Origin of the sequence: Micromonospora sp. NPDC048894 (assembly GCF_040649765.1) — a bacterium.
GTDB lineage: Bacteria > Actinomycetota > Actinomycetes > Mycobacteriales > Micromonosporaceae > Micromonospora > Micromonospora antibiotica.
In genome coordinates this window covers 414457-437773 of the sequence record NZ_JBEZFY010000002.1, presented here as the reverse complement: position 1 = coordinate 437773, position 23317 = coordinate 414457, and the positions used below count along the sequence as shown (strand labels likewise).

Sequence of the window (23317 nt, the reverse complement as noted above, 5' to 3'; positions counted from 1 at the left end):
CCGTCGACTGCCCGGCCCGCCGTGATGACGGGACCGGACCCGGGGTGGTTCAACCGGGACGCCGACGAACTGGAGCGACATTTGGCGAGGAGGTGGGTGCATGGGGTCCGCGACGATGAGCGACCCGGCATCGCGGATGTCACCGGGGCCGTTGTCCGCCCGGACCGGTCCCGGGCCGGTCGCGTCGCCCCGGCGGTCGCTGTCCGAGGTGGGGCTGGGCTGGATCGCGGCGCACGGTGGTGCCGGCGCGACGACGCTCACCCGGCTCTTCGGCGGCACCGACCTGGGCTGCCGGTGGCCGGACGCGGCGCGGGCGGAGCCGGCCACGGTGATGCTGGTCGGCCGGACCGACGCCGAGGGGATGCGGGCGGTGTCCCGGGCGCTCAACGCCCTGCGGGAGGGCCGTCACCCGCCCGGGATGCGGCTGGCCGGCCTGGTGCTGCTGGCCGACGCCCCGGGCCGGTTGCCGCCGGTGCTGGCCCGCCGGATCCGGGTGTTGCGGTCGGTCGCGCCGGTGCACCGGGTGCCGTGGATACCCGCCTGGCGGCTGGGCCAGCAGCCCGCCCGGATGCCCAAGCCCCTGGAACGGCTCCGGGCGGCGACCGGCCTGGCCAGGGACGGGAGTCCGTCATGACCGTCGGGTACGGCGTGGACCGGCTCGCCGGCCACCTCCTGGCGTTCGGCCCGGGGGCGGCGCCCTCCCCGTTGCCGAGCCTCAAACCCCCGCCGCCGTACAACCCGGCGGGTGGTGCGGCCGACGACCTGCTGAACCTGCTCGCCTGGGGGGTCAGCGCGGCCGGTGTCGCCGGGCTGCTCATCCTCGGCATCTCGATGGCCATCCAACTCAACCGGGGCGTTCCCGGGGAGATGAGCGACCACTTCCGTGGGGCGGTGTTCGTCGCGATGGGCTGCGTGCTCGGCGCGACCGCCGGACCACTCGTCATGTTCTTCGGTGACCTCGGACTCTGAGCCGGATCGCCGCCGGCCGGACAGCGCACCCCGCACTGCCGGCCCGTTCCACCCCGTCACCGCCGGAGCGTCGTCGACGCCTCCGGTGCTGCCACCTGCCCGAAGGAGCTGTTCCGATGTCGTTCACGAGCCTGTCCCAGTACGCCGCCGCCTACCTGGTCGCCCGCTTCCCGATGGCCCTCGACCCGGAACCCGCCGGGGGTGGGGGGATCAACCCGACCCCCAACGCGCCGGGGCAGCTGACCACCCTGGTGAACAAGCTGCTGGGCCTGATCGCCTGGGCCGGCACCGCCGCCGGGGTGGCCGGGGTGCTGATCACCGGCACGATGATGGCGATCTCGGTGAAGCGGGGCGAGAGTTCCGAGCACATGTCCCGGCTCGGTCTGGTGCTCGGTGGCTGCATCCTGGTCGCCGTCGCGGGCCCGCTGGCGAACTTCTTCCTCGGCGGTGCCGGCACCACCGCAGGCCAGCCACAGTGACCGGCGGGCGCGGCCGGTCCCCGGCGGACCCGCCGTTCTGGACCGAGCGCGGCTGGATCCTCTCGGTGGCGTTCCTCGCCGGCATGGCGCTGCTGGCGGCGGGGGCCTGGATGTCCGGGGCGGCCCGGGAGACCCCGGCCGACCCGGTGGCCCGTAACGCCGCCGCGCAGGTGGCGCAGTGTCCGCCCCGGACGGTGGTCGCGGCGGGGCCGGCGGTGCCGCCGGACGACGTGGCGTGGCGGACCCTCGACGGTGGGGACCGGGTGCCGGTCTCCGCGACCCAGGGACCGTCGCGTACCGCCGACGGGGTGTTGGGCTGTTTCGCGCACACCCCGATCGGTGCGGTGCTGGCGGCACACGCCGTGCCCACACAACTGGCCGGGGCCACCTGGCGGACGGTGGCCGACCGGCAGGTGGTGCCGGGACCGGGCCGGGACGTGCTGGTGGCCCGGCTGGAGGCCGCCGCCGGGGTCGTCACCAGTCGTGGCGGGGGCAGCTACGCCGGCTTCGCCCTCGCCCGGTACGCGGCCGACACGGCCCGGGTGCAACTACTGGTCAAGACCGGTGCCGGCGGCTACGTGGCGACCCTGGTCGAGCTGCGTTGGGACGCCGGGGACTGGAAGGTGGCGCCGTCGCGGGCCGGGGTGGTGCACGCCTCGCTGGGCACGGTCACCGGCAGCGCCGGCTACACACTCTGGAGGAAGTAGATGGGCGGGTGTTCGCCTCCCAATCCCCTGGACATCATCACCGGCTTCTTCTCGTTCCTCGGTGACCCGATCGGCACCCTGGTCCGGATGATCGCCAACCTGATGCTGGCCGCCGCGATCTCCATCTTCGCCGAGTTGAGCGTCTCGGTGCCGACGCTGGGCACCACGACCGAGGGCGGCCCGGACGACGTGCCGAGCCTGATCAGCGACCAGATCGAGTGGGTCGTGACCTATCTCGCGATCGGGTCGGTGCTGTTCGCCGCCGCCCGGATGGCGATGGAACGCAAGGGCACCGCCGGGCGGACCGCGTTGCAGGGCTTCCTGCGGGTCATCCTGGTCGCCGGGGCCGGCTCGTGGGTGGTGGGCCGGGCGGCCAGCCTCTCCGACGGTTTCTCCGACCACCTGCTCAGGTCCGCGGCGATGGAAGTGATCATGGGGGTGCCCTGTGTGGACAACGGCTCCTCCATCGAGTCGTTCCTGCTGCTGGTGCTGGCCTTCCTGCTGCTGATCGCCGCCATCGTGCACGTGCTGATGCTCTACCTGCGGCTGGGCGTGATGACCATCATGCTCGGCACCCTGCCGCTGGCCGCCGCCGCGTCGATGACGAACTGGGGGGCCGGCTGGTGGCGCAAGCACATCGGCTGGACGATCGCCTGGCTGCTCTACAAGCCCTCCGTCGGTCTGATCATGTTCTCCGGGGCGGAGATGCTCGCCGTCGGCAGCCGTACCCAGAACTCCTCGCACATCCGCATCGCCGGCATCGGCGTCCTGCTGCTGTCGGCGGTCGCCCTGCCGGCGCTGCTCAAGATCGTGGTGCCGGCCACGGCGGCGCTGGGCACCGGTGACCCGACCGGGACCGCCGTCTCGGCCGCGGGCGGCATGGTCGCCTCCGGCGCGAAGCGGGTCGCGGGGTCCGCCCTGTCCTCGGGCGGCGGGGGTGGCGGCGCCCCGTCCGGGGCGCGCGGACCGCAGGGCCGTCGGGGCGACACCGGCGGGCAGGGCCCGGCTGGCAGCGAGGGACGCACCGGCCGTACCGGCGGCACCGGTGGCGGCAGCGCAGCCGCCGCGGGTTCCGCGGCCCGGCTGGCCGGACCGGTCGGGGTGGCGATCGACGGGGCGCAACGGGCGGCCCGGACCGGTCGGAACATGGCGGCCGGCACGGTGTCGGGCGCGGACGGCGACGCCGGCCACAACTGACAGCGCGGACCGCCGCCGACCGGACGACCCGGTCGGGCGGCGGTCCGGTGAGACGAGGGAGAGGCAATGACGACCGAAGCCGTCATCGAACCGACGTACGGCAACTGGCGTCGGCCCCGCCGGGCCGGGCTGGGCCCACTCGGCCTGGTCGGCACCGTCGGGGTGTTCGGCGGGCTGGTGCTGGTGCTGCTGGCCTCGCTGGCGTCGCTGCAGGCGGCGTTCGTGGTCGGCGTGCCGCTCGTGGTGGCCCTGCTGCCGATGGCCGTACGCACCCAGGACGGCCGTAACCTGTACCAGCTCCTGGCGTTGCGGATCGGCTGGTCGCGTCGGGTGTCCCGCCGGGAGCACCTGTACGTCTCGGGGCCGCTCTCGGCCCGACCGGGTGGCCGCTTCCCCCCGCCCGGCCTGCTCAGCGGGGTGCTCGCCCGGGAAGGCCGGGACGCCTACGACCGACCGTTCGGGGTGCTGCACCACAAGAGCCGCAACCTCTACACGATCGTGCTGCGGTGTGAGCCCGACGGCGGTTCGCTGGTCGACCCGGAGCAGGTCGACACGTGGGTGTCGCTGTGGGGCGAGTGGCTGTCCCGGCTCGCCCACGAACCGGGGCTGCGTGGGGCGTCGGTGGTGGTGGAGACCGCCCCGGACCCGGGGACCCGGCTCGCGGCGGAGGTGCTGCCCCGGCTGGACGCCGCCGCCCCCGCCGCCGCCCGTGCGGTGCTGGAGGAGGTGGTCGAGGACTACCCGTCGGCGTCGTCGGAGATGAACTCGTACATCACCCTCACCTACGCCCCGGTGGGTGGGCCACGGCGGGACCCGGAGGACGTGGTCACCGACCTGGCCATCCGGGTGCCGAGCCTGCTGACCGGGCTGATCGGTGCCGGTGGGGGTGTCGCCGAGCCGCTGACCGCCGAGCAGATCGCCGAGGTGGTCCGGGTGGCGTACGACCCGGCCTGCGCCGCCGAGGTGCTCAGCGTCCGGGCCGAGCACGGGCGGACCGGCCTGGAGTGGGCCGACTGCGGGCCGGTCGCCGCGGTCGAGTCGGTGGACGCCTACCAGCACGACTCCGGGGTGTCCCGGACCTGGCTGCTCACCCTGGCCCCCCGGGGCACGGTGCGCTCCAGTGTGCTGCGCACCATGCTCGACGCCTCCGCCGGGACCCGCCGCAAGCGGGTGGCGTTGCTCTACCGGCCGATCGACCCGGCGACCTCGGCCCGGATCGTCGAGGCGGATCGGCGGACCGCGCAGTTCATGGCCACCTCCGGGCGGGGCATGGTGCAGGCGCGGGCCGCCGCCGAGGTACGCGCCGCCGAGCAGGCCGCCGCCGAGGAGGCCACCGGGGCGGGGTTGGTGGAGTTCTCGCTGATGCTGACCGTCACGGTCGACGACCGCTCCCAGCTCGACGACGCGTCGGTGCTGGTGCGCAACATGACCGGGGCCACCCGGATCGCGATGCGGCCGGCCCACCGGATGCAGGCGGCGGCGTTCACCTGCACCCTGCCGACCGGAATCCTTCCGTGGGAGCAGACCGTGCTGCCACACGAACTTCAGGAGGCGATGTGACCGGCGCACCGGCACTGCGCGCGGGTGGGCTCGGGGCGGGTTGGCCGGTCGGGACCTCGGGGGCGCGGACCGCGCTGGCCGGGGTGGTCGGCGACCCGGACGACGAGGCCCCCGTTGCGCCGAAGAAGACCCGACCGGCCCGGCCCCGCCGTGAGCTGCCCCCCTCGGCCCGGGGCTGGGAGGGGCCCGGCGGTGGCCGGGTCGGCTACCTGGACGCGCCCACCATGTGGCGGGCCACCACCGTGCAGGCGTGCGGGCTGTGGCCGTTCTCGGCCGGCTCGGGGGCGCCGATGTCCGGGGTGCCGCTCGGTCAGCACCTGTTCACCGGCGCCACGGTCTGCGGTGATCCGATCTCCTGGTTCACCCGGGCCCGCTACATCTCCAATCCGTCGCTGTTCATGCTGGGCATGCCCGGCCTGGGCAAGTCGACCCTGATCAACCGGATGGCGGTGGGCCTGGCCGCGACCGGGGTGGTGCCGCTGGTGCTCGGCGACCTCAAGCCGGACTACGCCGACACGGTCCGCGCCCTCGGCGGTCAGGTGATCCCGATCGGGCGTGGCGTCGGCGGGATCAACGTGCTGGACCCGGGGGCGATGGGGTTGGCCGCCGAACGCATCGGCGGCCGGGCCGGCCGGGCGCTGGCCGCCGAGACGCACGGTCGGGTGCTGAACATGGTGGCGGCGCTGCTGACCATCGTGCGCGGCCGGGCGCTGGACGACCACGAGCAGTCGGTGCTCTCCGCCTGTCTGCGGCACCTGCGGGAACGCACCCCGCAGGGCCGGGCCCCGCTCCTGCCGGACCTGCTGCGGGTGTTGGAGGAGGGGCCCGACCGGGTCCGGGCGGTGACCCTGGACCGGGGGCAGGAGAGCCGCTACCGGGACGCGGTGGACCCGCTGCACCGGTCGTTGCTGGGCATCCTCGACGGTGCGTTGGGTGACACCTTCGGCTCGTCCACCTCCACCCGGATCGACCCGGACGCCCCCGCCGTGTGCATCGACATCTCCCGGATCGGGGAGTCCGACACCCAGCTCACCGCGGCGGCGATGCTGGCGGCCTGGTCCGAGGGCCTGGGCACGGTCGCCGCGTCGCACGCGATGGCCGACGCCGGGCTGGCCCCGCGCCGCTGGTTCTTCACCATCCTCGACGAGTTGTGGCGGCCGCTGCGGGCGGCGTCCGGCATCGTCGACCGGATCGACGCGCTGACCCGGCTCAACCGGTCGCTCGGCCTCGGCGATGCCAAGATCACCCACACCCTCAAGGACGCCGAGGCGTTGGGCTCCGACGCCGACCGGGCCAAGGCGCGCGGCTTCGTGGAACGGGCCGGGATCGTGGCCTGCGCCGGGCTGCCGGCGGCGGAGATGACCGACCTGGGTCGGGTGATCGGCCTGTCCAAACGGGAGATCGAGCTGGTCTCCTCCTGGTCGTCGCCGCCGGGCTGGGCGAGCACCGGCAGCAACGAGGAGCCACCGGGGCGGGGCCGGTTCCTGATCAAGGTGGGTGGCCGACCCGGCATCCCGATCCGGGTCTCCATCACCGACACCGAGCGCCGGCTGCACGACACCAACCAGCGCTGGGTGCAGAACGGGTACGCCGCCCAGCAGGCCGCCGAGCGGGCGGCGGCCCGGCAGGCGGCCTTCGAGGTCGAGGCGGAACTGGGCAACCTGGCCACCCGGCCGGAGCTGGCCCACCTCGCCGACCAGGTCGCCGCCGGTGAGCGGGGGTGGCACGCGTGAGCCGGATGTCGTCGGGCTCGCCCCGGGGCGCGGACCTGTTCTTCTGGGCGTTCTGCCTGGTGGTCCTCGCCAACGCGGCACTGTTCACGGTCGCCTGGCTGGGCGGCACCCTGGGTGCCGGGGTGACCGGACACGGCTGGCAGACGCCGCCGTTCACGCTCGGCGCGTACTTCATGGTGATCTCCGGTGCGGCCGGCGCGCTCTGGCCCGGGGCGTCACCGTACGCGCTCTACTCCGGGATGCTCGTGGTGGCGCTGCTGGTGGTGGTGCCGGCGGTGCTAGTCGGTCGCCGGCTGCTCGACCTGCGCGGGCGCGGCGTCGGGCTGGCCCGGGTGCGTGACCTGGCCCCGCTGACGCCCGCCGGGATCGCGGCCCGGGCCCGGGAGCTGCGTCCCTCGCTGGCCGGGGTACGGCAACTCGCCCCGGACGACACCGGCAACCTGCTCGGTGACCTGTCACCCAACGGCCCGGAGCTGCGCTCCTCCTTCGAGGACGTGGAGCTGGACCTGATGGCCCCCCGGGCCGGCAAGTCCACCGGCATCGCGGTGCCCCGGGTGCTGCGGGCCCGGGGCGCGGTGCTGCTCACCTCCAACAAGTCCGACGTGTACGCGGTGACCCGGGCCGAGCGGGAACGTGTCGGTACGGTGTGGACCTTCGACCCGCAGGGCATCGCGCACGTTCCCCGCCAGATGTGGTGGGACATCCTCGCCGACTGCGTCACCATCGAGGGGGCCCGCCGGTTGGCCGGTCACTTCGTGGCGTCGGTCAACGACGACACCGCCAAGAAGGATTTCTGGATCTCGGCGGCGCAGAACACCCTGACCGCGCTCTTCCTGGCCGCCGCCCGGGGCCGGGCCCCCGTCGCCGAACTGCTCGGCTGGCTGGCCGACCCGGCCGACCGTACCCCGATCGACCTGCTCCGCGACGCGGGTATGGCGGCGATGGCCGAGCAGTTGCAGGGCACCGTACGCGGGGCGGTGGAGACCCGCGACGGCATCTACGAGACGGCCCGGCAGTGCGTGGCGTGCCTGCTCGACCCGGAGATCCTCGCCTGGGTCTCCCCGGACCCGTACCTGCCGCAGTTCCGCCCGGACCGGCACGTGCTCGGCCGGGACACCCTCTTCCTGCTGTCCAAGGACGGCGGCGGTTCCGCCGCCGGGGTGATCGCCGGCCTGGCCGACGCGACCCTGCGGGCGGGGGTGGTCGCCGCCGAACGGATGGGTGGCCGGCTCGACCCGCCGATGACGGCGGTGCTGGACGAGGCGGCGAACGTGTGCCGGATCTCCGACCTGCCGGACCTCTACTCGCACCTGGGATCGCGGGGGATCAACGTGGTCACCCTGTTGCAGAGCTACCGGCAGGGGTCCCGGGTCTGGGGTGAGGCCGGGATGGACGCGCTGTGGGGCGCCGCCACCATCAAGCTGCTCGGCGCGGGCCTCGACGACGCCGACTTCGTGGAGAAGGTCTCCAAGCTGGTCGGTCAGCACGACGTCAGCACGGTGAGCGTCTCCCGCAGCCGGGACGGTTCGTCGCGGTCCACCTCGTACCGGCAGGAACACGTGCTGCCGCCGGACCGGATCCGGGCCCTGCCGAAGGGGACCGCGCTGCTGCTCGCCACCGGCATCCGGCCGGCGGTGATCACGTTGCGGCCCTGGTACAAGGAGCCGGACGCGGGGCGGATCTCGGCGCAGGCCCGGCAGGAGGTCGCGGCGATCACCGAGCGGGCCGCCGGCAAGGCCACCGCGACGCCGTGGCAGGCGAACTGGCGAGAAACCCCGACCGCCGGCTGAACCGGGACGCCGGGCCGGTCGTAATGAGCGTGTCAACCGCTGGTCGAGCATCAAGGAGCCCAGGTGTCCTCACCCCATCAGCCACCACCGGGCGGGAGCGGAAGTCCCACCGGCAGCGAGAACTACAGCGTCCACTACCCGCCCACCCCGACCGAGTCCGAGCCGCAGGTCGTCTACTCGCCGAGCGTCTACAGCCAGGTCAGCTACGCCCCGGGCACGTACACGCCCAGCAACTACAGCCAGGTCAGTTACACCCCGGGCGCCTACACGCCGAGCAACTACAGCCAGGGCGCCCCGAGCACCTCGTCGGTGCAGTCGGGCTACGGCCAGTACACCGCCGACGACTACCGGGCCGAGGTGGGCCAGCCGTACAGTTCGTCGACCTCCTCGGGCCGCAGCAGCCCCGGCCCGGGGGACTCGATCAGCGTCGAGTGGGGCGCGGGGGAGACCAGCGAGCACCGGCTGGGTCAGAACCGGGTGGAGACCTGGGCGCAGCGGGCCGGCCGGTGGGTCGTGGAGAACGACGAGCGGATCGTCAACTTCGTGTCGTTGGTCGCGTCGCCCGGGGTGCAGGGCAGCGCCGGCCTGCGCGGCAACGCGGTGGCCAACAGCGTGGGCCTGGCCCTGGCCGCCGGCCCCGGCATGTACGTGGTGGGCAAGGAGGTGGTCAACTCGTTGCGCAACGGCCGGCAGGGTGACATGGTGCGGGCCGCCTACGGCGCGGTGGCCGCCGCGGGCGCGCTCACCTGGGGCGTCGGTTACGCGCCGGGTCAGGACACCACGGCCGGCAACGCCGGGGCGATCGTGCACGGCGCGGGCTCCGCGTTCATGGTCACCCGGGGCCCCCGGGAACAGCCGGGGCGTCCCCGGCAGGACACGGAGGCCCGGGGGGACGTCGCCGACACCGCGAGTTCGCACCGCAGGGGCGGGGCCACCTCGCGTAACCACACCTCCCGTACCCACACCTCGCGGACCAGCGGCCGCGACAGCGGCTCGTCGCACGAGCCGGTGAGCCGGCGCAACGGGTCCGACCGCACCCGTGACCAGCACCGGCGCGGCGGCGGTGGCAACAGCGGTGGTGGCGGGGGTGTCGTCCGGTAGGTCACGCCTGCCGTGACCGTCCAGGTCGGGGTGCCGCCGCGTCCAGGGACGTGGACCGGCGGCACCCCGACGGCGTGGTGGGTGGGCGGGTACACCCCGACCCCTCCACCCACCACCCGCACCGGCCGTAACCGGTCGGCCGGTACGTTTCGCCTGCTGCCGGCCCGATCCGCCGGGGCGGGCCGGCAGCGGATCAGTCGGCCGGCAGGGTGAACCGCCAGCGTCGTGCGCGCAGCACGGGCGCGACCCGGTCGACGGCGGCGACGCTCTGGCTGCGGTCCCCACCGCCGTCGTGCAGCAGCACCACCGCGCCGGGGGTGACCCCGTCGAGGAGCCGGCGGACGAGCTCGTCGGTGCCCGGCGGTTCCCAGTCACCGACGGCCAGCCGCCAGCCGAGCGGTCGCATGCCCAACGCGGCGGCGACGCCGGGACTCGCCCCCCAGGCCCCGTAGGGCGCACGGAAGTAGCGGATCCGGGCATCCGGTACGGCCCGCCGGATGGCCTCGTTGGTCTCCCGCAGATCCGCCTCGATCCGGCCGGGCGACCAGGTGGTCATGTCGTCGTGGTGCATGCTGTGGTTTCCCAGCCGGTGACCGTCGGCCACGATCCTGCGGACCACCTCGGGGTGGGCCTCGACCTGCCCACCGCAGAGGAGGAACACGGCCGTGATCCGGTGCCGCCGCAGGACGCCGAGCAGGCGCAGCGTGTCGGTGGGGTTCGGGCCGTCGTCGAAGGTGAGGCTGACCGTCCGTCCGCCGCCCCGGGCCGTGTCGAGGATGTCGGCGCCCACCGGCCGGCCTACCGGCGCGGCTTCGGCGTGGCCCGCATCCGCACGTACGGTGGGCCGGCGTAGATCAGGTCGGCCTTCATCACCTGGTACGCCCGCTTGGGCTGGTAGTTCTCGTCGTAGATGGTGGCCAGGCCCTGCGGCGGGTCGTCGAAGGTGCCGGGTACCCAGGAGTGCCGGTCGGTGAACCCCCAGACGGTGAACGACAGGCAACGCGGCTCGGCCAGGCAGGCCTGCAACAGCACGTGGAAGTTCGCGGCGGACGCCTGGAGCCGTGGGTTGATCTCCTCGGAGTCGCCGGCCTGCACCCCGTCGGTCAACCGGCTGCGCACGTCGACCTCGGTGAACGCGGTGGACAGCCCCAACCCGGCGAAGCGGTGCAGCGCGTCGGCGACCTGAAGGGTGTCGTAGTTGCCGTACTGGGTGCCCAGGTGACCCTGGCTGCCGACCCCGTCGATCGGCACGCCCCGGGCCAGCAGGCCCTTGACCATGTCGTACACGAACTGGGTCTTGTCGTTGGTCGGGTCGCCGGAGCCGAACGCCTCGATGTTGTAGTCGTTGTAGAACAGCAGGGCGGTCGGGTCGGCGGCGCGGGCCCAGCGGAACGCGTCGGCCACGTAACCCGGGCCGAGGTGCTCGGCCCAGAAACCCTTGTAGTGCAGGGTGGACGGGGTGTCCCAGGGGTCGCTGACGGCCTCGTTGACCACGTCCCACTGCCAGATCTTGCCCCGGTAGCGGCTGGCGACGGTGGTGATGTGCCGGCGCAGGATCGACCGCAACTCGGTGGTGTCGATGGAGCCGTCGGCGACCCCGTCGGTGAGCCACTTGGGCAGTTGGCTGTGCCAGACCAGCACGTGGCCCCGGACCTTCTGGCCGTTGCGTCGGGCGGTGGCGACGAGTTCGTCGGCCGCCGACCAGTCGTAGTTGCCCCGGGTCGGCTCCAGGGACTCCCACTTCATCACGTTCTCGGCGGTGACCGTGGAGAACTCGTCGCGCACGATCTCCCGGTAGCGGGGCTCGGCGGGGTCGTTGAGGGCCGCCATGTCGACTGCGGTGCCGACGTACAGGCCGTGGCGCTGGCCCAGGGCGCGCAGGCTCTGCGCGGTCGGGTCGTACGGCCGCTGTGCGGTGGCCGGTACGGCGTTCAACACGCCGGCGGTCGCGACGGCGACCAACCCGGCAGCCATCCACCGTCTGAGTATCATCTGCGGTCCTTTCCCGAGGCGCGTCGACGGGTCGACGGCGGCGAGGGCGGGGGAGGGGCGCGGCACCGCCACGGCGGGCCGCACCGGAGCCAACCGATAGTTGTGCATCGATTTCCGGAAGCCGACTGGAACGTTACGAGCGCGAGCCCACCGGGTCAACCATCGAAACTTCCGGAACTCCTGGTCAGGCCGTCGACCGGTCGTCGCAACAGTTTCGAGATCCGGCCCCCCGGTATCCCGGGCACGGCCACGACCGGCCCCACCCGGAGCCGGTCGTGACGGGTGTGGGAGCGGTCAGTGCTCCCGGTAGGTGGCCCGGTCGAAGTCGGCGTGGCCGCCGTCGCCACCGAGGTCCTGGACCCAGAGACCCAGGAACGCCCCGGTGAACCCCCAGGCTGCCGGCTCGCCGTCGATGATCAGGGCGGCGTGCTCGTCGGACAGGATGGTCGCGTCCAGGTCGATCGGTAGCTGCTGCCAGCCCGCGCCCAGGTCGTAGCCGAAGCGCACCACCGGGCCGTCGAACTCCGCCCGCAGACCCACCCGGGTGGCCCCGTCGGTGTCGACGGTCAGCTCCGGATAGGCGGTACGCCGGCCGTTGTCCGAGCTGAGCAGCTCCAGCACCGTCCGACCGTCGTCGGCCCGGGTCAGGTAGAGGTGGTGCCAGTTGAGGGTGTTGTAGTAGGCGGTGATGCCGGCCAGCTGACGGTGGTCGACCGGGTCGAACTCGACCACCGTGTCGAGGGTGCACCGGGTCGCGCCGACCCGCCGGGCCACCAGACTGGGGGCCTGCCGGCCCACCGGGGACTGCCCACCGTGCACCCGCAGGTGCGACGGGCGCGACCGCAGGTCGATCCAGTCCGGGGTGGCCGGTCGACGCAACGTCGACCACGCCGGGCCCAGCTCGGCGGCGTCGAAGTCGTCGGTGGCGGGCTCCGCCGGCCACGGGTGCGCCGGCAGGTCCGGCGCGGCGACCTCGTCCGCCGGCACGCCGCCGGGGATCCGCGGCCAACCGTCGGTGGGCCACTCGACGCGCTGGATGGCCGTCTCCCGGCCCAGCACGCAGCTGCCCAGCGGAGAGTAGGGACGGCCGACCAGGTGGGCCAGGTACCACCCGCCGTCCGGGGTGCGCACCAGGCTGCCGTGGCCGGCCTTCTGCAACCGCAGCTCGGGCCGGCCGACGGAGGTGAGCAGCGGACCGTCCGGGTCCACCTCGTACGGTCCGAACAGCTCCCGGGACCGGGCCACCGTGACCTGGTGCTCCCAGCTGGTGCCGCCCTCCGCGGTGATCAGCCAGTACCAGCCGTCGTGGCGGTAGAGGTGCGGGCCCTCGGTGACCCCGACCGGGGTGCCGGTGAACAGGATGCGGGGCCGGCCGACGAGGCGGCGTGCGGCCCGGTCGTACTGCTGGATCTCGATGCCGGCGAAGCGGTCCCGGCCGGGCCGCCAGTCGGCGCTCATGGCGAGCAGCCAGCTGGTGCCGTCGTCGTCGTGGAACAGGGCGGCGTCGAAGCCACGCCCGTGCAGCTTCACCGGGTCGGACCAGGGTCCGGTGATCTCGGGCGCGGTGACCAGGAAGTTCTGCGGGTCCCAGTAGCCGCTGGCGAAGCTGGCCACGTCGCTGTAGACGAGGTGGAACAGACCGTCGTGGTAGGTCAGGTCGGGTGCCCAGATCCCGTTGGAGTCACCGCAACCGCGCAGGTCGAGCAGGCGGCGGTCGGTGACGACCCCGCCCAGCGCCCGCCAGTGCACGAGGTCGCGGGAGTGGTGCAGCCGGACCCCGGGGTACCACTCGAAGGTCGAGGTGGCCAGGTAGTAGTCGTCGCCGACGCGCAGGATCGACGGATCCGGGTGGAACCCGGCGAGGACGGGGTTGCGGATCGACCGGGCAGCGGTCGCCACTTCAGCGGTGTCGGTCGACACGGGCACTCCTCGGGCAGCTCTCGAAACTTTCGGAATCATGGCCATGGTCGGTGAGGCCCTGCACACGCTAGCCGTTTTCGCCGCGATAGGACAGAGGTCTTGACCCGCGCGGAAACAGCTCGTAGCGTGCCCGCCATCGATCGGTAATACCGGCGACGCTCTGAAAGTTCCGGAGATACACGTTTCGAAATCGCCGGCTCGACCGGCACCCGAGCACCTCGTGAGTCCCCCGAAGGGATGGATCATGACCGCCCACCTCTCCCGCAGATCGCTGCTCGGCCTCGTCGGCGCCGGTGCCGGCGCGTACCTGCTCAGCGGCTGCAGCGACGACGCCTCCGACGACCCGGACGCCCCGCAGACGATCAACTGGTGGCACATCCAGAACACCGAGCCGATGCTGCCGGTCTGGGCGGCGGTGGCCCAGGAGTACCAGAGCGCGCACAGCAACGTGAAGATCGAGATCCAGCCGCTGGAGAACGAGGCGTTCAAGGCCAAGCTGACCACCGCCACCCAGGCCGGCTCCCCGCCCGACCTGTTCCAGTCCTGGGGCGGCGGGGTGCTCAAGCAGCAGGTCGACGCGGGTCTGGTCAAGGACCTCACCGAGACCATCGCCCCGTGGAAGGACGGCCTGCTGCCGCTGTCCCTGGAGCCGTACACCGTGGACGGCAAGATCTACGGGGTGCCGTTCGACATCGGGATGGTCGGCTTCTGGTACAACAAGGACCTCTTCGCCCAGGCGCAGATCACCGCGCCGCCGGCCACCTGGGCCGAGCTGCTCGACGTGGTCCGCAAGCTCAAGGCCGCCGGGATCACCCCGGTCGCGCTGGCCGGCAAGGACAAGTGGCCCGCCCACTTCTACTGGGCCTACCTGTCCATGCGCATCGGCGGGCTCGGTGCCCTCCAGCAGGCCGCCAAGGACAAGAACTTCGAGACCCCCGACTTCGTGGCCGCCGGTGAGCGGCTCAAGGAACTGGTCGACCTCCAGCCGTTCCAGAAGGGCTTCCTGGGCGCGGAGTACGGCTCCCCGGACGGCCAGGCCGCCACGATGGGCAACGGCCGTGCCGCGCTGGAGCTGATGGGGCAGTGGGCCCCGTCGGTGCAGGCGTCCAGCTCCACCAGCAAGAAGGGGCTCGGCGACAAGCTCGGCTTCTTCCCGTTCCCGGCCGTCGACGGCGGCAAGGGCACGGCCACCGAGGTGTTCGGCGGCGGCAACGGCTTCGCCGTCGGCAAGGACGCCCCGCCGGCCACCCTGGACTTCCTCAAGACCCTGCTCAGCGTCGACGTGCAGCGTCGCAGCACCAAGACCGGCGCGGTGCTGCCGACGGTCAAGGAAGCCACCGACGCCGTCGCCGACCCGAACAACAAGGTCGTCGCGCAGACGCTGGCCGCCGCCACCGGCTTCCAGCTCTACCTCGACCAGGCCTACCCGCCCGCCGTCGGCCAGCAGGTCAACGACAGCGTCGCCGCGCTGGTCGCCGGCAGCAAGTCGCCGGCGCAGATCCTCAAGGACATCACCCAGGTGGCGAAGACCCAGTAGTACCGTCCCACCCCATCGATCACCAGCCGCCGGCGAGAACTGAGTGGAGCAGGCATGACCACGCCATCGATCCTGTCGAATGCGGGACCCGGCGGCCGAGTGACCGAACCGTCGGGGCCGGGGCCGGGCGGCGTACGCCGTACCGGCCGCCGGCCCCGGCCGGGCCGTCGCCGGGCCCTCGCCGTCTTCCTGGCCCCGTCCCTGGTGCTGTTCCTGCTGCTGGTGCTGGCCCCCATCGTGGTGGCCGGCTACGCCAGCCTCTACAAGTGGAACGGCTTCGGTCTGCCCGAGAACTTCATCGGGCTGGACAACTACACCCGGGCCTTCGGCGACCCGGTGTTCCGGGGCGACCTGTGGCACGGGCTCGTGCTGATCGTGCTCTCCCTGGCGGTCCAGCTGCCGGTCGCGATGGGCCTGGCGATGCTGCTCAACCAGCCGCTACGGGGGCGCGCGATCTACCGGGTGATCTTCTTCGCCCCGTACGTGCTGTCCGAGGTCACCACCGCGGTCCTGTTCAACCTGGTGTTCTCACCCAACCGGGGGTTCGGTGACGCCATCTCCCGGTTCCTGGGGGCCGACGCCGGGGCCGTCTTCGCCGACCCGGACACCGTCCTGTACGCCGTCTTCCTGGTGGTCTCCTGGAAGTACTTCGGCCTCTACATGATCCTCTTCCTGGCGGCCCGGCAGAACATCCCCAAGGAGCTCAACGAGGCGGCGGTCACCGACGGGGCCAACGCGTGGCAGGCGTTCCGGCTCGTCACCCTGCCGCTGCTCGGCCCGACCATCCGGATCAGCGTGTTCCTGTCGGTCATCGGCACCATCCAGCTCTTCGACATGGTCTGGGTGCTCACCGGCGGTGGGCCGATCCACGCCTCGGAGACCATGGCCGTGACGATGTTCCAGTTCGGCTTCCGCCGCTTCGAGGTCGGCTACGCCAGCGCGATCAGCATCATCATGTTCCTGCTGAGCCTCGTCTTCGCCCTCATCTACCAGCGCGTCGTCCTGCGTCGGGACACCGAGGGCGCCCTCACCGTCCAAGGAGACCAGCGATGACCACCTCGGCGAACCCGGCCCAGCGGGGCCGCCGCCTCCTGTTGCACCTCGTCTGCATCGCCGTCGGCGCGCTCATCGTCGTGCCGGTCTGGTTCGGGGTGATCGGTGGGTTCAAGGACAACGGGCAGCTCTCCACCAACCCGCTCGGCCTGCCCGACCCGTGGGTGCCGGGCAACTACGTCGAGATCTTCACCGCCGGGGTGTTCTGGCGCAACGTGGGCAACAGCGTCCTGATCGCCGTGGCCAGCACGTTCGTCGTGGTCGCGGCGGCGGCGATGGCCGCGTACGTCTTCGCGCGGTTCGCCTTCCGGGGGCGGGAGTTCCTGGTCACCATCTTCGCGATCGGGCTGATGTTCCCCTTCGCGGTGGCGATCCTGCCGCTGTTCATCCTGCTGCGCGGGATGGGGCTGTTGGACAACCCGCTCGGGGTGATCCTGCCCCAGGCCGCCTTCGGCCTGCCGATCACCATCATCATCCTGCGGCAGTTCTTCCGGAGCATTCCCGGTGAGGTCGAGGAGGCGGCGACCCTCGACGGCTGCGGTCCCTTCGGGTTCTTCTGGCGGGTGCTGCTGCCGATGGCCCGGCCCGCCCTGGCCACGGTCTCGGTGCTGGCGCTGGTGAGCAGTTGGAACAACTTCATGCTGCCGCTGGTGGTGTTCACCGACCAGAGTTGGTGGACGCTTCCCCTCGGGGTCCAGGCGTTCCAGGGGCAGTACTCCGACGACACCGCCAAGGTGCTCGCGTACGTCGTGTTGTCGATGATCCCGGCGCTGGGCTTCTATGCCATCGCCGAACGTCAGCTCATCGGTGGGCTCTCCGGCAGCGTCAAGGGGTGACCCCGACCTGCTGCGATAGCCTTCTGCGACCGTAGTTCCCCCGACCGAAAGGGTGACCGTGGGCTCCGAGAACGGCAGGAACGTCACCATCGCGATGATCGCGCGGTTGGCGGGCGTCTCGGTGCCCACGGTCTCCCGGGTGATCAACGGCCGGTCCGACGTCGCCCCGCAGACCCGGGAACGGGTGGAGGAGTTGCTCACCCGGCACGGCTACCGCCCCCGCTCGGCGGCCCGCCGTACCCAGTCCGCCCTGATCGACCTGGTCTTCAACGACCTGGACAGCCCCTGGGCCGTGGAGATCATCCGGGGCGTGGAGGACGTCGCGCAGGCCAGCGGCGCCGGGACCGTCGTGTCGGCGATCCACCGGCGGACCTCGTCGGCCAAGCAGTGGCTGGACAACATGCGCACCCGCTCCACCGAGGGGGTCATCTTCGTGACCTCGATGGTGGAGCCGCCGTTGCAGGCGGAGCTGCGCCGGCTGCGGCTGCCGGTGGTCATCGTCGACCCGGCCGGCGTCGCCCCCCAGGAGGCCCCGACGATCGGGGCGACCAACTGGGCGGGCAGCCTGCGCGCCAACCAGTACCTGCTCGGCCTGGGTCACCGGCGGATCGGCTTCATCGCCGGCCCGCCGCAGCTGATGTGCAGCCGGGCCCGGATGGACGGCTACCGGGCCGCGCTCGACGCCGCCGGTCTCGCCGTCGACGACCGGCTGGTCCGGCCGGGTAACTTCTACCACGAGTCCGGTTACACCGCCGGCATGCACCTGCTGGGCCTGCCCGAACCGCCCACCGCGATCTTCGCCTCCAGCGACCAGATGGCCCTCGGGGTCTACGAGGCGGTCCGCAAGCGTGGCCTACGGGTGCCGGACGACGTCAGCGTGGTCGGCTTCGACGACCTGCCGGAGGTCCGCTGGTGCTCGCCGCCGCTGACCACGATCCGGCAGCCGCTGGCCGAGATGGGCATGCTGGCCGCCCGGACCGTGCTGCGGCTGGCCCGGGGCGAGACGATCGAGAGCCCCCGGGTGGAGCTCGCCACCGATCTGGTCGTGCGGGACAGCGCCGCCGCGCCGCGTATCCGCTGATCCGGGCCGGGTCGGCGGTCGGCCGATCGACGCCGGAGGGTGGTCCGTAGCGGCCGGTCGGCCGGTCCGGGCGGCCCGATCGGACAGCATTGCATCGACAGTCATCGAATGCCAGACTGTTCTGGCGTCGTCACGCTCGGGAGCCAGCGTGACCACTCGTGCGCCGATTCGTCGGACACGCGAGGTGGCCGCGCCACCCCGCGCCGGGCAGTCCGCGACGGTGACCACCGGTCGGTCCTCCGCGCCCGTCGACCGGGCCGTCCGGCATCCGCCCGGCCATGACAGCCGCTGATCGCGCAGCACCTCACCCGCCCACCGCACGGTGGGCGACAGTCCCGGATCCGGCACCGCGGGCCCGTCCCGGCCGTCGGTGCCCCCGCAACCCCTCGGAGGTACGGATGCTCCGCACGCTCGGCGTGGTGCTGGCGACCACGACCCTGACCCTGGCCGGTTGGGCCGGCACACTCACCGGCGCCCAGGCCCAGCCGGCGCTCTCGGCCACGCCCCTTCCCACCCCCACCTACGCGTGCCCCCCGGCGCTGCCGGTCTCCGGGCAGTTCATGTCGGCCAGCGCCACGAGCATCACCGTCCGGTACTCGATGCTCATGACCCCGCCGTGCGGCTACAACCCGCCGATGACCCTGGTCCTCTTCGCCAGCCGGGAGGACGCGACGGCCTGGCTGAACCCGGTGGCCTCGGCGGTGTCCGGCCCGGAACGGCAGGGTGAGATCACGGTCACCGGGCTGACCCCGGACAGCGAGTACTGGTACCGGTTCAGCGCCGGGGAGAAGCACGACCCGTACGTCATCAACGGTCCGGTCCGGACGCTGCCGGCCGGGTCCGCGTCGTGCCGGGCGACGATCACCTTCGACAACCGCTGGACCGGCGGGTACGCCGCCACGGTCACCGTGCGCAACACCGCCGAGGAGACGCTCAACGGCTGGCAGGTCACCTGGCGGTGGTTGGGCGACGAGCGCATCTCGGCCCTCTGGAACGGTGTGCTCACCATCTCCGGTCCCGACGTCACGGTGCGCAACGCCTCCTGGAACGGCACGCTGGCCCCGGGTGGCAGCACGACGTTCGGCATGCTCGTCTGGACCAACGCGCCGGGCCCGCTGACGCTGAACTGCGGCCGGTGACCGTCGACGCCGGCCGGCAGGCGACGGCCGGGCCGGCGCGCGGGCGCACCGCACGGGACTGAGGTCCGCACCGGCGGGCCGCCACCCACCGGGGTGGCGGCCCGCCGTCGGCGCGGCCCGCCGCCCCGGTGACCCGTCAGCCGGTCAGCGACTGCCTGATCCGCGCGTACTCGGCGGCCATCTCCGGTGTGGCCAGGAAGTCGTCGAGCGCGGCCGAGACCCGGTGGTCGACCTCCTCGACCGAGCGCAGGGCGAGCTCGTGCAGCTCGCCGCGCCGGTGCCCCTCCAGGTACGTGGTCCAGTGTTCGAGGGCCGACAGGGCGATCAGCAGGCCGGGGTCCATGTCGCCGTCGGCGAGGATGCCCTCGTCGATGCGGTCGAGGTGGGAACGCAGCTCGCCCGCGTCGGCCGTGGCGATCCGCTCCCGCGCGGCGGCCAGCGCCGCCCACGCGTCCTCGTCGAGGTCGTCCGCGCCGGCCTCGTCGATCAGGTCGGCCGCCAACAGGCGGGTGACGGTCGCCAACCCGAAGGCGTGCAGGGCGTCCTCGTCGGCCGCGTCGACCAGCCCCCGGATGGCCGTATCGCACTCGTCGTATCGCACCGCGCCAGGGTAGTGCCCGGTCGGCGGGCCACCGCCGGTGGCCCGCCGACCGGGACGGAAGCCTTCCGCCCGGCCTACGGCCGCCAGCGGATGCTCGGGTTCACCTGACCGGTCCAGTTGAAGATGGCCATGTTGTCCCACTGGTTGCCGGTGCCGTTGATGTTCGCCGGGTCCCAGCCGTTTCCCGGCACCGCGTACCAGGTCGGCTCCCAGTAGAAGACCCCGACCGCGCCGGCGTTGCGGGCGGTGTCCTGCACCCAGGAGAACTCGGTGGCCTGGCCGCTCCAACTCGCCTGGTGACCCGCGCAGGGTTCGGTGCCGTTGATCGCGTTCGCCTCGTTGTCGGCGTTCGCGGCGGTGAACGGGTACGCCGTCTCGGTGAGCACCACCGGCTTGCCGTACCGGGTGCGGACGTCGGTGATGACGTTGTAGAGGTTGGCCAGCGTGCCGTGCCACATGCAGTAGTAGGACAGGGCGGTCAGGTCCCACTGCACGCCCTTGGCCCGGATGCCGTCGTAGAACCAGCGGGCGTGGTCCATGCTGTCCGCGTTCGCGGTGTGGATGATCACCTGGGTTCCGCCGTTGCACGCCTTGGTGGCCTGGTAGCCGGCCTTGAGCAGCAGGCTGAGGTTGGTGAAGTCGTTGTTGACGACCTTGCCGTCGTTCCAGAGCATGCCGACGTTGATCTCGTTGCCGATCTGCACGCTGTCCGGGGTGGTGCCCTGGTTGCGCAGGCTGGTGCAGACGTCGGAGGTGTAGTTGTAGACGTCGGTCTGGAGCTGGCCGATGCCGTGGTTGGCCCAGGCTGCCGGCTTGTACTGCTTGCCCGGGTCGGCCCAGGTGTCGGAGTAGTGGAAGTCGATCATCAACTTGAGGCCCTTGGCCTTGACCGTCTTCGCGTACGCCAGCACCTTCGCCTTGTTGTTCCAGCCGCTGGCCGGGTTGTTCCACACCCGCAGCCGGACGTAGTTGACGCCGAGGCCCTTGAGGATGTCGAGCGGGTCGCGGGCGGTGCCGCCGGCGTCGTAGTATCGCGCGCCGAGGTCCAGGCTGCGCTGCACGGAGGAGACGTCCGCGCCGAGCATGGTCAGGGTGTTCGCGGCCGACGCCGACGTCGGCGGGCCGAGCAGGGCGGCCGGCAGGGCGACCGCCGCGAGGAACGCGACGGCCCAGGCCCGCAGGCGGGAGCGGTACGGAGTCATCCGGACCTCCTCGGTGGTGGGGTGGTGGTGGGGGACCTGCCGGCGTCGGGGCGGCGACACCAATAGACAGACTTGACTATAGCGGGGTGTGGGGCGGTCGACTCCGTGCCGGCGACGCGAAGCGGGCCACCCGGAAGCCCGGATGGCCCGCCCGCCGTGCCACTGTCAGAGGTTCAGGCTCCAACTGTTGACGTAACCGGTGTCGAGGCTCGCCGCGTCCTGGACCCGCAGCTTCCAGCTCCCGTTCGCCACCTCGGAGGAGAGGTTCACGGTGTACGTCTGGTCGATGTTGTCGGTGCTGCCCCCGGAGCGGCTCTGCAACGTGTAGACGCTGCCGTCCGGGGCGACCAGGCTGACCACCAGGTCACCGATGTAGGTGTGCACGATGTGCACCTCGACCTTGCTCGCGGTCGACGGGGTCGCCGCGCAACCGCTGATCACGATGGTGCTCTCCACCGTCGAGTTGTCGGCGATCGGCACGTCGGTGCCGTTGGTGCCGGAGCAGCCCGGCAGCCCGTTCACCGTCAGGTTCAGGGTGGCCGTGCGGGCGATCGAGGGCGAGGTGCCCACCACCGTGATCGCCACCGTGCCGCTGCCGGCAGTGGCGGCGGCGGTGACCGTGACGGTGGTCGACCCACCGGCGGTGACCGACGTCGGGCTGAACGAGACGGTCACCCCGGCCGGCAGCGGGCCGGTCGAGAAGGTGACCGTCTCGGCGGTGCCCCGGACGACCGTGGTGGAGACCGTGGCGGTGCCCGAGGTACCCGGGTTGAGGGTGAGCGTCGTCGGGGCGACCGAGACGGAGAAGTCGTTGGCGGCGCAGGACTCGGTGCCGGTCACGTTCACCGAGGTCCAGGCGGCCATCACCGCCTTGTACTCGGTGGAGCACAGGCCGTACAGGTCGGTGGCGGCCGACAGGGTGTGCAGCCGCGCGGTGTTGGTCGGCTGGGCGGTGTTCACGTAGCGGGTGTTCGACACGAAGTACGCGTCCAGGGCGCGGAACCAGATCTTCTCCGCCTTCTGCCGGCCGATGCCGGTGACCGGCGGGGCCGACCCGCAGAGCGGCGAGGTGCCGTACGAGGTCGCCCCGGAGCCCTCGGCCAGGTTGAAGAAGAAGTGGTTGGCCACGCCGGAGGAGTAGTGCACGTCGATGCTGTTGGTGCTGCTCGACCAGCAGCCGTGCGAGGAGCCGTCCAGCGTCGGGTTGTACATGTAGCGCAGCGGGGTGCCGTTGCCGTTGATGTTGATCTTTTCGCCGACCTGGTAGTCGCCCGGGTCGGCGGTGGTGTTGGCGTAGAACTCCACCATGTTGCCGAAGATGTCGCTGGTGGCCTCGTTGAGGCCGCCGGACTCGCCGGAGTAGGTCAGGCCGCCGGGCACCACGTTCTCGGTGACACCGTGGGACATCTCGTGGCCGGCCACGTCGAGCGAGACCAGCGGCTTGGCGTTGCCCGCGCCGTCGCCGTAGGTCATCTGCGCGCCGTCCCAGAAGGCGTTGACGTAGGCGTTGCCGTAGTGCACCCGGCTCGGCACGCCGGTGCCGTTGCCGAAGATGCCGTTGCGGCCGTGCACGTTGGTGAAGTAGTCGAAGGTCGCCGCCGCGCCGAAGTGCGCGTCGACCGCGGCGGACTGCCGGTTCGAGGGTGCCCCGGTGCCCCACACGTTGTCGGCGTCGGTGAACGTGGTGCAGGTCGACGTGCCGTTGTTCATGTCGCAGGTCCGACCGTTGCCCCGGGTCGGGTCGATCAGGCTGTACGTCGCACCGGACAGCGTGGTATCGACCGCGACCGGGCCGGCGTAGACGCTGTTGCCGGTGCCGACGACGGACTCGATCTCGTCGTACGAGCCGATCCGGGCGCCGGTGAGCGCGTCGCTGATCACGTGCAGCTTGGAGGGGGTCTGCCCGTCCGGCGCCCAACCGGTGACCACGGTCTCCCAGGCGAGCCGCCCGGTGCCGCTGCTGGCGTCGACGAACAGCTCCGCCGCGCCGGTGCCGGTGACCTTGCCGGAGAACTCGGCGGTCGCCGCCTTGCGCGCCTTGGCGGCGGTGACCTTCGGGGTGGTGGCGAGGGTCAGCGGAGCGGCCAGGCCGACCGAACTGCCCGCGTAGTCGCCGTCGGCCTCGGTGCGGATCACGAAGTCGCCGCCGTAGACGCGCAGCCCGTCGTAGGTGCGGGTGTAGCGGACCGCGCCGCCGCCCTTGGCGTCCCGCCGGCTGCTGTGCACGGCGTAGCGGTCCTTCGCCGAGGACCTGACGGCTCCGGCGTGATCCTTGAGGGCGGTGTCGGCGGCGGCGACCAGCGCCGGCCCCGGGGTGGATGGTGGGGCTGCGGACACGCTCGTGGTGGTGACCACGAGACCGCTGCCGACCAGCATGGTGACGCCGGCCAGCGCTAGGGCTGATCTCAAACTGACCTCCC

At 72.3% G+C, this 23317-nt stretch carries 20 protein-coding genes; 14 read left to right on the top strand and 6 right to left on the bottom strand.

The features are described 5' to 3' along the window. Nucleotides 1-100 precede the first annotated feature (100 nt). The 9 genes from AB0C22_RS05825 to AB0C22_RS05785 all read left to right on the top strand — a co-directional run bounded on the left by AB0C22_RS05825 (nucleotide 101) and on the right by AB0C22_RS05785 (nucleotide 9536). Nucleotides 101-634, top strand: a complete 534-nt coding sequence (locus tag AB0C22_RS05825; protein WP_255597558.1) for a hypothetical protein — start codon at nucleotides 101-103, stop codon at nucleotides 632-634. Then, the gene (locus AB0C22_RS05820; protein WP_208566200.1) at nucleotides 631-969 is read left to right on the top strand and encodes a hypothetical protein; all 339 of its coding nucleotides are present in this window, start codon (nucleotides 631-633) and stop codon (nucleotides 967-969) included. Before AB0C22_RS05825 ends, AB0C22_RS05820 begins: the two co-directional genes overlap by 4 nt. 116 nt (nucleotides 970-1085) lie before the next feature. Then, nucleotides 1086-1448 (top strand): hypothetical protein, encoded by a 363-nt coding sequence (locus tag AB0C22_RS05815; RefSeq protein ID WP_255597559.1) that lies wholly within the window; start codon nucleotides 1086-1088, stop codon nucleotides 1446-1448. Beyond that, nucleotides 1445-2155: a hypothetical protein gene (locus AB0C22_RS05810; protein ID WP_357533722.1), complete on the top strand. Its 711-nt coding sequence runs from the start codon at nucleotides 1445-1447 to the stop codon at nucleotides 2153-2155. Before AB0C22_RS05815 ends, AB0C22_RS05810 begins: the two co-directional genes overlap by 4 nt. Then, on the top strand, nucleotides 2156-3352 hold the full coding sequence (locus AB0C22_RS05805) for a hypothetical protein (RefSeq protein WP_219461378.1): 1197 nt from the start codon (nucleotides 2156-2158) through the stop codon (nucleotides 3350-3352). It begins immediately after the preceding gene. 66 nt (nucleotides 3353-3418) lie between these two features. Continuing rightward, nucleotides 3419-4912: an SCO6880 family protein gene (locus tag AB0C22_RS05800; RefSeq protein ID WP_219461381.1), complete on the top strand. Its 1494-nt coding sequence runs from the start codon at nucleotides 3419-3421 to the stop codon at nucleotides 4910-4912. Continuing rightward, nucleotides 4909-6645, top strand: a complete 1737-nt coding sequence (locus tag AB0C22_RS05795) for an ATP/GTP-binding protein (protein WP_357533720.1) — start codon at nucleotides 4909-4911, stop codon at nucleotides 6643-6645. The genes AB0C22_RS05800 and AB0C22_RS05795 overlap by 4 nt, the downstream gene beginning before the upstream one ends. 5 nt (nucleotides 6646-6650) lie before the next feature. Beyond that, on the top strand, nucleotides 6651-8435 hold the full coding sequence (locus AB0C22_RS05790; protein ID WP_357534028.1) for a TraM recognition domain-containing protein: 1785 nt from the start codon (nucleotides 6651-6653) through the stop codon (nucleotides 8433-8435). A 63-nt stretch (nucleotides 8436-8498) separates the two neighbouring features. Continuing rightward, the gene (locus tag AB0C22_RS05785; RefSeq protein WP_357533718.1) at nucleotides 8499-9536 is read left to right on the top strand and encodes a hypothetical protein; all 1038 of its coding nucleotides are present in this window, start codon (nucleotides 8499-8501) and stop codon (nucleotides 9534-9536) included. A gap of 193 nt (nucleotides 9537-9729) precedes the next feature. Here the strand turns inward: AB0C22_RS05785 and AB0C22_RS05780 are convergent, their stop codons facing one another. The 3 genes from AB0C22_RS05780 to AB0C22_RS05770 all read right to left on the bottom strand — a co-directional run bounded on the left by AB0C22_RS05780 (nucleotide 9730) and on the right by AB0C22_RS05770 (nucleotide 13448). Beyond that, the gene (locus tag AB0C22_RS05780) at nucleotides 9730-10326 is read right to left on the bottom strand and encodes a polysaccharide deacetylase family protein (RefSeq protein ID WP_357533716.1); all 597 of its coding nucleotides are present in this window, start codon (nucleotides 10324-10326) and stop codon (nucleotides 9730-9732) included. An 8-nt stretch (nucleotides 10327-10334) separates the two neighbouring features. Then, entirely contained in the window at nucleotides 10335-11528 is a 1194-nt protein-coding gene (locus AB0C22_RS05775) for an endo-1,4-beta-xylanase (RefSeq protein ID WP_357533714.1), read from the bottom strand. Nucleotides 11529-11822: 294 nt separating this feature from the next. Further along, on the bottom strand, nucleotides 11823-13448 hold the full coding sequence (locus AB0C22_RS05770) for a glycoside hydrolase family 43 protein (protein WP_219461395.1): 1626 nt from the start codon (nucleotides 13446-13448) through the stop codon (nucleotides 11823-11825). Between the two features lie 244 nt (nucleotides 13449-13692). On the opposite strand from AB0C22_RS05770, the gene AB0C22_RS05765 reads away from it, so the two are divergent. The 5 genes from AB0C22_RS05765 (at nucleotide 13693) to AB0C22_RS05745 (ending at nucleotide 19094) form a co-directional block, all read left to right on the top strand. Continuing rightward, nucleotides 13693-14985, top strand: coding sequence for an extracellular solute-binding protein (locus AB0C22_RS05765; protein ID WP_208566191.1), 1293 nt, complete (start codon nucleotides 13693-13695; stop codon nucleotides 14983-14985). Between the two features lie 54 nt (nucleotides 14986-15039). Further along, nucleotides 15040-16038 carry a sugar ABC transporter permease gene (locus AB0C22_RS05760; RefSeq protein ID WP_219461401.1) on the top strand — a complete coding sequence of 333 codons (999 nt, stop codon included), beginning with the start codon at nucleotides 15040-15042 and terminating at the stop codon, nucleotides 16036-16038. After that, nucleotides 16035-16874 carry a carbohydrate ABC transporter permease gene (locus AB0C22_RS05755; RefSeq protein ID WP_208566189.1) on the top strand — a complete coding sequence of 280 codons (840 nt, stop codon included), beginning with the start codon at nucleotides 16035-16037 and terminating at the stop codon, nucleotides 16872-16874. Before AB0C22_RS05760 ends, AB0C22_RS05755 begins: the two co-directional genes overlap by 4 nt. Before the next feature lie 58 nt (nucleotides 16875-16932). After that, nucleotides 16933-17955, top strand: coding sequence for a LacI family DNA-binding transcriptional regulator (locus tag AB0C22_RS05750; protein WP_208566188.1), 1023 nt, complete (start codon nucleotides 16933-16935; stop codon nucleotides 17953-17955). Between the two features lie 398 nt (nucleotides 17956-18353). Further along, a complete protein-coding gene (locus tag AB0C22_RS05745) occupies nucleotides 18354-19094 on the top strand; it encodes a cellulose binding domain-containing protein (RefSeq protein ID WP_219461403.1) in 741 nt (246 codons plus the stop codon). A gap of 136 nt (nucleotides 19095-19230) precedes the next feature. Here the strand turns inward: AB0C22_RS05745 and AB0C22_RS05740 are convergent, their stop codons facing one another. The 3 genes from AB0C22_RS05740 to AB0C22_RS05730 all read right to left on the bottom strand — a co-directional run bounded on the left by AB0C22_RS05740 (nucleotide 19231) and on the right by AB0C22_RS05730 (nucleotide 23306). Continuing rightward, complete coding sequence (locus AB0C22_RS05740; protein WP_357533711.1) at nucleotides 19231-19695, bottom strand: hypothetical protein; 465 nt, start codon at nucleotides 19693-19695, stop codon at nucleotides 19231-19233. A 74-nt stretch (nucleotides 19696-19769) separates the two neighbouring features. Then, complete coding sequence (locus tag AB0C22_RS05735) at nucleotides 19770-20897, bottom strand: glycosyl hydrolase 53 family protein (RefSeq protein ID WP_208566185.1); 1128 nt, start codon at nucleotides 20895-20897, stop codon at nucleotides 19770-19772. 165 nt (nucleotides 20898-21062) lie between these two features. Further along, nucleotides 21063-23306 carry a M4 family metallopeptidase gene (locus tag AB0C22_RS05730; RefSeq protein WP_357533709.1) on the bottom strand — a complete coding sequence of 748 codons (2244 nt, stop codon included), beginning with the start codon at nucleotides 23304-23306 and terminating at the stop codon, nucleotides 21063-21065. Nucleotides 23307-23317: the final 11 nt, after the last annotated feature.